A 7,203-nucleotide genomic window follows, 5' to 3' on the forward strand; every position below is an offset into this window, starting at 1 on the left:
ATTATCATTTCCAATTTTTCCAATAAAGGCTGCATTATATCCTAGTTTTTTTATCATAGATAAGAAATTACAAGGCGCTCCACCTGGATTTGCTTCATAAATGGGATTTCCACTTTTACTATTTCCTTCTTGAATAAAATCTATTAATAATTCACCTAATGCAATAATATTTAACATAGCACATCTCTCTTTTTATAATTTTATAATGTAGTAATTTCATTTTGATTAATTGAAACTAGCTTAGTATCAATGCAATAATCATCATAAATAAAAGCCTCACCATTTATTCTACTCATCAATAATTTAGCAGCCTTTTCTCCTATAGCCATAGTATTTTGCTCTACTGCTATAATCTCTTCTCTTATATTATTCATCCAGAAAGCATTATCAAAAGTTCCAAAAATTATATCTTTTTGTAAAATTATTTTATGTTCTCTTAAATAAGTAATAACTCCAAAAGCACAAAGGTCATTTCCTGAAATAATACAATCTACTTTCTTTTTATTAATTAGAAAATCAATAATCTGACTCCATTCTGGATCTAGTGCTAATTCACTATATACCATAGGTCTTTTACTGCCATAAATTACACATTCATCATCAATTGGTAAATTATTTTGCTCAAGAGCATCCTTATAACCATCTACTCTCATTTGGAAAGTGTTATCATATTTCGAAGATACAAATGCTATTTTTTTAGCTCCTCTGTTTATTAATTCACAAGTAAGATGAAAACTACTTAAAGCATTAGTACTTAAAACAGAATCTCTTCTAATGTTTTTGGGTTTTCTATCTATAAATATTAAAGGAATATTTTTTACAATTGAAGACAAATATTTCCAATCTTCATTAACAGGTATTACAATAATTCCAGCAAAATTTTCAGATCTACAAATCTCTAATTGTTTTTTTTCTTTTTCTGGGTCCTCTTGAGAATTTATATATAAAATTTCATAACCATTATCAACTAATATTTGCTCTATTGTAGAACCGATTTCATGATAAAAATAATGACTTAAGTTTGAGACCATAAAGCCTATAATCTTTGACTCTCCTGTCCTTAATCTTCTAGCAGTTGGATTAACTCTATAATTTAGCTCTTCAATTGCTTTATCAACTAAATTTTTGGTTTGACCTTTTACATTACATGAATTATTTATAACATGAGATACCGTTGCAATAGAGACACCAGCTCTATCTGCAACCTCTTTCATGGACACTTTTTTAGCTTGCATTACGCCCCACTTTAATCGCTTATATTACTAAAAAAAAGTAGCATATAAAAAACAAATATTTTTATGACTATATTCAAATTTAGATTTAAAAAATAAATATAAAGAAATACATTAAAATAAATGAACAAATATAAGAATTAGAATATTTTCTAATATATCAATTAACTAATCTAAATTTACAATATCACAAATGTCATCTAAAGCATTAAATGTCATTTGGTAAGGTCTGTTAATAAAGCCATGTGGCATTCCCTTATATATATTATATTCAACCTTAACATTTGCCTCATCTAATTTAGTTGCATACATTAATCCTTGATCTAATAAGATATCGCATTCTGCTGAAATAAAATAAGTTGGTGGTAAATTAGCGGCATTACCTAAAATAGGAGATACATACGGATTATATATATCATCTGGATTATCTAAATAATATGGAATAATACCATCCAATCCATCATAATCTAATTCATAACCTTTCCCATATTTTATTTCTGCTTCAGTTTTTTCCTCTTGGGTTCCTAAAAGTACACAAGGATATATTAAAATTTCTTTTTCAATCTTTGGACCTTTTAAATCTCTAGCCATCATTGAAACAACTGCAGAAAAATTACCACCGGCACTATCTCCACAAACTGAGATTTTATTGTTTCCATTAAGATTTTTCATATTTTCATAAGACCATTCTAAAGCTTTATAACAATCATTAAGACCTAAGGGAAATTTATATTCTGGTGCTAATCTATAATCAGGAGCGACAACAACAATATCACCAAATTTTGATAAATATCTACAAACTAAATCATATATATCAAGAGTATTCATCATAAATCCACCACCATGATAAAATACTAATACCGGGAAAACTCCTTCTTTATTTGGGGAATAGATTCTAACTGGAAGTTCATAATCATAATATTCAATAATATCATTCTTTATTTTAACATCCATCACATCTTTAAAAACTCTTCTATTTACCCAATAGTTTGTAAGCAAATTTTGGACTTTATAATTATAGTTATTTCTCCAATAAACAATATTTTCAGCATCAAATTCATAAGGAGTTTCAAGATAAACTTCTTTAGATAGTTCACCATATTCAGGTTCTATATATTTTTTATAATTAACATTTTTCATAATGATTTCCTTATTTTTACTGATATTATTTAAATATCAGACTATAAATTAACTCTTATTGACTGTTTGCTTTACTATGTTGATAACTATCAATTATAACAGCACTAACAAATATTAAACCACGAATTACCATTTGAACATATTCATCAATATTCATTAGGGTTAATCCGTTAGTTAACATAGAAATTAATACAACACCACAACAAGCTTTAAATACTTTACCTTCTCCACCAGCTAAAGATACACCACCAATAACTGTTGCTGTTAAAACATCCATTTCCATTCCAGTACCAGCTGAGGGTTGTCCTGATCCTACACGACCATACATTATAACACCAGCAATACCACATAAGACACCACTAATTACATAACCAATTACACGGATTTTTTTAGTGTTAATACCAGAAAGTCTTGCAGCATCATCATTACTACCAGATGCAAAATATTGTCTACCAAAGTATGTTTTATTAAAAATAAAAGCTGTTATTACTGCAATTAAAATAAACATTATAATAGAAATTGGAAGACCTAAAATAAAACCTTGTCCTAAAATCTTAGATTCAGCAGGAATTCCATAAACTGGTAAGCCACCACAAATAATATATGCTAGACCTGCAAATATGGTATTAAAAGCAAAAGTACCAATCATAGCAACAATTTTTGTTTCTTCAATAACCCAGCCCATAAAACCACTAACAACTGTAGCAACTAATATAGCAACTAACATTGCTAATACCCAGTTAACACCAGCTTCTGCAGCAAGCAAAGCAGTTACAACAGTTACTAAAGAAATTACACCACCGATTGCAAGGTTAATGCCTCCAGAAATCATAACAAACATTCCACCCATGGATGCAATCCCTAAAATTGATGATTGTCTAAAAATTGTTACAATATTACTTGTTTTAATAAAAGCTGAATTACCAAAACTAAAAATAATTGCTAATACAATTAATACAATGACAATAGAATATTCCTTTATATAATTTGATAATTTATTATTATTCATAATTTTCTTGTTCCTTTTTATTGTATTTCACCTGAAGCATAACGAAGCACCAGTTCTTGAGAATAATCTTCTTTTTGAAGTTCTTTAACAAATTTACCTTCATACAAAATTAATAATCTGTCAGTTATGCCTAATAGCTCTTCCATTTCAGATGAAACGACTATTATAGCTTTGCCACTTTCAGCTAATTTCCCAATTAAATGATATATTTCTTGCTTATTACCAACATCAATTCCTCTAGTTGGTTCATCTAAGATTAATATTTGTACATCACTAGCCAACCATTTACCTAAAACAACTTTTTGTTGATTACCTCCAGATAAATTGACTACTTTTTGATTTGAAGTTGGTGTTTTAATTTTTAATTCATTTATTTGTTTATCAACTTCATGTTTCTCTTTGTCCTTATTAATAATTAATCCATCAGAGATCTTTTTTAAAATAGGTAAAGTAATGTTATGAGCAATGCTCATTCTTAATAAAACACCTAATTCTTTTCTATCTTCAGAGACTAAACCAATTCCATTTTTAACAGCATCCCAAGGCCTCTTAATTTCAACCTTTTTACCATTTACATAAATTTCACCAGTTTTCTTATCATCAGCACCAAAAATAAGTCTAACTAACTCAGTTCTACCAGCACCAACTAATCCACCAAGTCCAAGAATTTCACCTTTTTTTAAATCAAAGGATATTTTATCATTCTTTGCCCCAGATAAATCTCTAACAGATAGAGCATTTTCACCATAATTCTTAATTCTATTTGGGAATGTCTTATTAAGTTCTCTTCCAACCATATAAAATATAAGTTGATCTTTAGTAACATCTTTAACAAGTTGTGAAGTAATGTATTTACCATCTCTTAATATTACCGCCCTATCAGCAACTTTATATATTTCATCTAATCTGTGAGAAATATAAATAATAGTAATACCTTGAGCTTTTAGCTCATTTACAATCCCAAACAATGTTTCAACTTCATTATCAGTCAATGGAGCTGTTGGTTCATCCATAATAATAAATTCAGGATTTTTAGATAAAGCTTTTGCAATTTCTACAATTTGTTTTTGAGCAACAGATAGACTTGAAACCAAAGCAGAAGGTTTTATTTCTACCTTCAACCTTTTAATTACTTTTAATGCTTCATTGTTTAATTTCTTTTTATCAATAATTTGCCCATTGTTTACTCTTTGACCTAAGAAAATATTTTCAGCAACTGTCAATGTACTTGCTAAAGTAAATTCTTGATATATAGCAGCTATACCAATACTTTGGGAACTAGAGGGAGTAAGCCCTTTATAGGCTTTACCTTTAAATTCTATTGTTCCTTCACTAGGAGTAATAGCACCAGTAACTATTTTTATTAATGTAGATTTTCCTGCCCCATTTTCACCAAGTAGAGCTAAAACTTCACCCTTATAAACATCTAAAGAAACATCATCCAATGCTACAACACCAGGATACATCTTTTTGATATTTTTAAGAGATAATAATACTTCTTTTTTTTCATTTTTCATACAATTCTTCCAAGATAGAGATACCTAAAAAGGTATCTCTATTAAAATAAATAATTAGTTAAAAAATTATTTAATATATTCATCAACATTTTCAATTGTAATTGGAGTAACAGGACCATAGAAATCTCCACCTGCACCACCTTTTGCCATATCAACAGCAATATCAATAAAATCATCAGCTAAACTAATTAAGTCAGTTGTTACTGTTCCTCTATAAATACCACCAGCTTTAATTGCTGCTAATGCATCATTTGTAGCATCACAACCAAAAATAGCAACTCTATCATTACCATAATTTGCAGCATTAAATGCTTCTAATACGCCTAAACAACCACCATCATTGATACCTACAACTAAGTTAATTTCTTTACCTGATTGTAAGAAGTTCTCACCAGAAGTTACACCATTATTTGTATAACCACCAACGCCTTGAATTACAAAATCAACATTTGGACATTCTTTTGCTAATGCATCTAAATAACCTTGTTCTCTTTCAACTAAGAAATTATATTCTGGGAAGTTACAAGAAGCGGCATTAACTGTTTCTGAATCATCAAAAGTAGCTTTAACCCATTGAGCTGCATTTAAACCAATTGCATAACCTAAATCGTAGTTTTTCCAACCATAGAATGCATCAGCACCTTCAATTGGTGTATCATAAGCAAAGAATTTAATACCCTTTGCTTGAGCTTCTTTCATAACTGATTCCATAGCTGGTGCATCATTAACATGAACTATAATTGTATCAACACCTGCTGAAATATAGTTTTCACATGCTGTAATTTTATCACCAGTAGTATTACATGCTTTATAAACAAAATTAATACCAATTTTCTTTGAATATTCAGCCATACCCTTTACTTGCATTGCAAAAATTTCATTACCTAAATCTGAACAAACATATGCAACTGTAATATCTTTCATTGCCTTCTCACCAGTTGACTCTGTTGAGACTTCTTCAGAACCTTGTGCAAAAGCAAAACTTGTACCTAACATTAATACTACAAGTAATTGCAAACAAAACTTTCTCATTCGTATACTCCTTTTATTATAAAATCAAATTTATAAAAATTTAATCGTTTAAATTTATCATAGCTTCAATATATATTCTTGTCAACTTTTATTTTTTATAATTTTTTTAGACTAAATTTCTAACCAGATTTTTATAAAAATATTACAAACCACTTATAAAAAAGCTTTATTTATCCAAAAACTAACTTTAGATTAACAATAACCAAAACCCATGTTTAAAAGCTTTAAATAAAGTTTTTTTCACTCTTTTATTAAAAAATTAAATTTTTTTGTTTTTATTTTTGATTAAAAAATCAATCAATCTGGTTTTTAATTTAATTTAATATATAAGCAAATATTAATTAGCTTTGATCAAAATTTATTATTTGGATTTATCACATTCAAACTCATTATTATCCTAATTTTTGTTAGGAATTTGTAATTTTTAGTGATTTTAATATTTAATCGATTAAAATTTTACTTGCTTTTTTCAAATTTCAATGCTAATTTATTTATTATATTAAGAATTAATAATAATTTTTAAGTTTAGTTTGAATTTTAATTGACAATATTTAATCGATTTAATTTATCTATCTTAAATAGGAGTATATAAATGTTAACACTTACTAATGAAAATCTGGCTGAAATTGAATCAAAGTCTATTAATGTTCCTCATTATAATAGAAAAGGACTAAACCCTTCTTTAGTTCATATAGGACTTGGAGCTTTTCATAGAGCACATTTTTTATCATATATAGATGAATTAATGGAACAAGGAATATATAAAGATGGAGTTTATGAAATTGATTTAATCCCAACTGATGAAAAATTTTACAAAACGCTTAAAGCACAAAACTATTTATATACTGCTTTAGAGAAAGATCCTTTTGGAAATTCCAATTTATCTGTTAGAGGGGGTATTGCTGGGTATTCAAATGCAACAATTGAAGCTAAAAAAGTTTTAAGTATTCTTAGCTCTAAAAATACTAAACTAATTACATTAACAGTAACTGAAAAAGGATATTGTTATGATAGTGATAATCATAAACTAGATTTAAAACACCCATCAATTGTTAAAGATTTAGAAGCTTTTGAAACTCCTTCTTCTGTTATTGGAGCTTTAAGTGAATCTTTATTTATAAGATTTAATTCGACTAAGGCTCCAGTTACTATAATGAGCTGCGACAATGTTCCAGAGAATGGTAATATGTTAAAAGGTTGTATTTATGAATTTATTTCAATTAAATATCCACAAATACTATCTTGGGTAAAAGAGAATATCAATTTCCCAAAT

General features: G+C 27.9%; 7 protein-coding genes. 1 reads left to right on the top strand and 6 read right to left on the bottom strand.

The window, feature by feature from the left end; all coding sequences use genetic code 11:
* From ACPKM0_RS11805 to ACPKM0_RS11830, 6 genes are all read right to left on the bottom strand, one after another.
* Positions 1-177: PfkB family carbohydrate kinase (locus ACPKM0_RS11805; RefSeq protein WP_472476208.1), on the bottom strand; the 177-nt coding region annotated here is incomplete at its 3' end.
* A gap of 23 nt (positions 178-200) precedes the next feature.
* Positions 201-1,235: a LacI family DNA-binding transcriptional regulator gene (locus ACPKM0_RS11810; RefSeq protein ID WP_472476198.1), complete on the bottom strand. Its 1,035-nt coding sequence runs from the start codon at positions 1,233-1,235 to the stop codon at positions 201-203.
* Positions 1,236-1,400: 165 nt separating this feature from the next.
* Positions 1,401-2,372: an alpha/beta hydrolase gene (locus ACPKM0_RS11815; protein WP_472476199.1), complete on the bottom strand. Its 972-nt coding sequence runs from the start codon at positions 2,370-2,372 to the stop codon at positions 1,401-1,403.
* Between the two features lie 55 nt (positions 2,373-2,427).
* Positions 2,428-3,381: an ABC transporter permease gene (locus ACPKM0_RS11820; protein ID WP_472476201.1), complete on the bottom strand. Its 954-nt coding sequence runs from the start codon at positions 3,379-3,381 to the stop codon at positions 2,428-2,430.
* A 17-nt stretch (positions 3,382-3,398) separates the two neighbouring features.
* Positions 3,399-4,898: a sugar ABC transporter ATP-binding protein gene (locus ACPKM0_RS11825; protein WP_472476203.1), complete on the bottom strand. Its 1,500-nt coding sequence runs from the start codon at positions 4,896-4,898 to the stop codon at positions 3,399-3,401.
* A gap of 66 nt (positions 4,899-4,964) precedes the next feature.
* Positions 4,965-5,930 carry a sugar ABC transporter substrate-binding protein gene (locus tag ACPKM0_RS11830; RefSeq protein WP_472476204.1) on the bottom strand — a complete coding sequence of 322 codons (966 nt, stop codon included), beginning with the start codon at positions 5,928-5,930 and terminating at the stop codon, positions 4,965-4,967.
* 592 nt (positions 5,931-6,522) lie between these two features.
* Between ACPKM0_RS11830 and ACPKM0_RS11835 the strand changes: the two genes are divergently transcribed.
* Positions 6,523-7,203: mannitol dehydrogenase family protein (locus ACPKM0_RS11835; protein ID WP_472476206.1), on the top strand; the 681-nt coding region annotated here is incomplete at its 3' end.

Origin of the sequence: Pleomorphochaeta sp. (genome assembly GCF_050031695.1) — a bacterium.
GTDB lineage: Bacteria > Spirochaetota > Spirochaetia > Sphaerochaetales > Sphaerochaetaceae > Pleomorphochaeta.

Bases quoted from the DNA above. Each gene is read 5' to 3' on its own strand.
- ACPKM0_RS11810 (WP_472476198.1), bottom strand. From the start codon at position 1,235: ATGCAAGCTAAAAAAGTGTCCATGAAAGAGGTTGCAGATAGAGCTGGT.
- ACPKM0_RS11815 (WP_472476199.1), bottom strand. From the start codon at position 2,372: ATGAAAAATGTTAATTATAAAAAATATATAGAACCTGAATATGGTGAA.
- ACPKM0_RS11820 (WP_472476201.1), bottom strand. From the start codon at position 3,381: ATGAATAATAATAAATTATCAAATTATATAAAGGAATATTCTATTGTC.
- ACPKM0_RS11825 (WP_472476203.1), bottom strand. From the start codon at position 4,898: ATGAAAAATGAAAAAAAAGAAGTATTATTATCTCTTAAAAATATCAAA.
- ACPKM0_RS11830 (WP_472476204.1), bottom strand. From the start codon at position 5,930: ATGAGAAAGTTTTGTTTGCAATTACTTGTAGTATTAATGTTAGGTACA.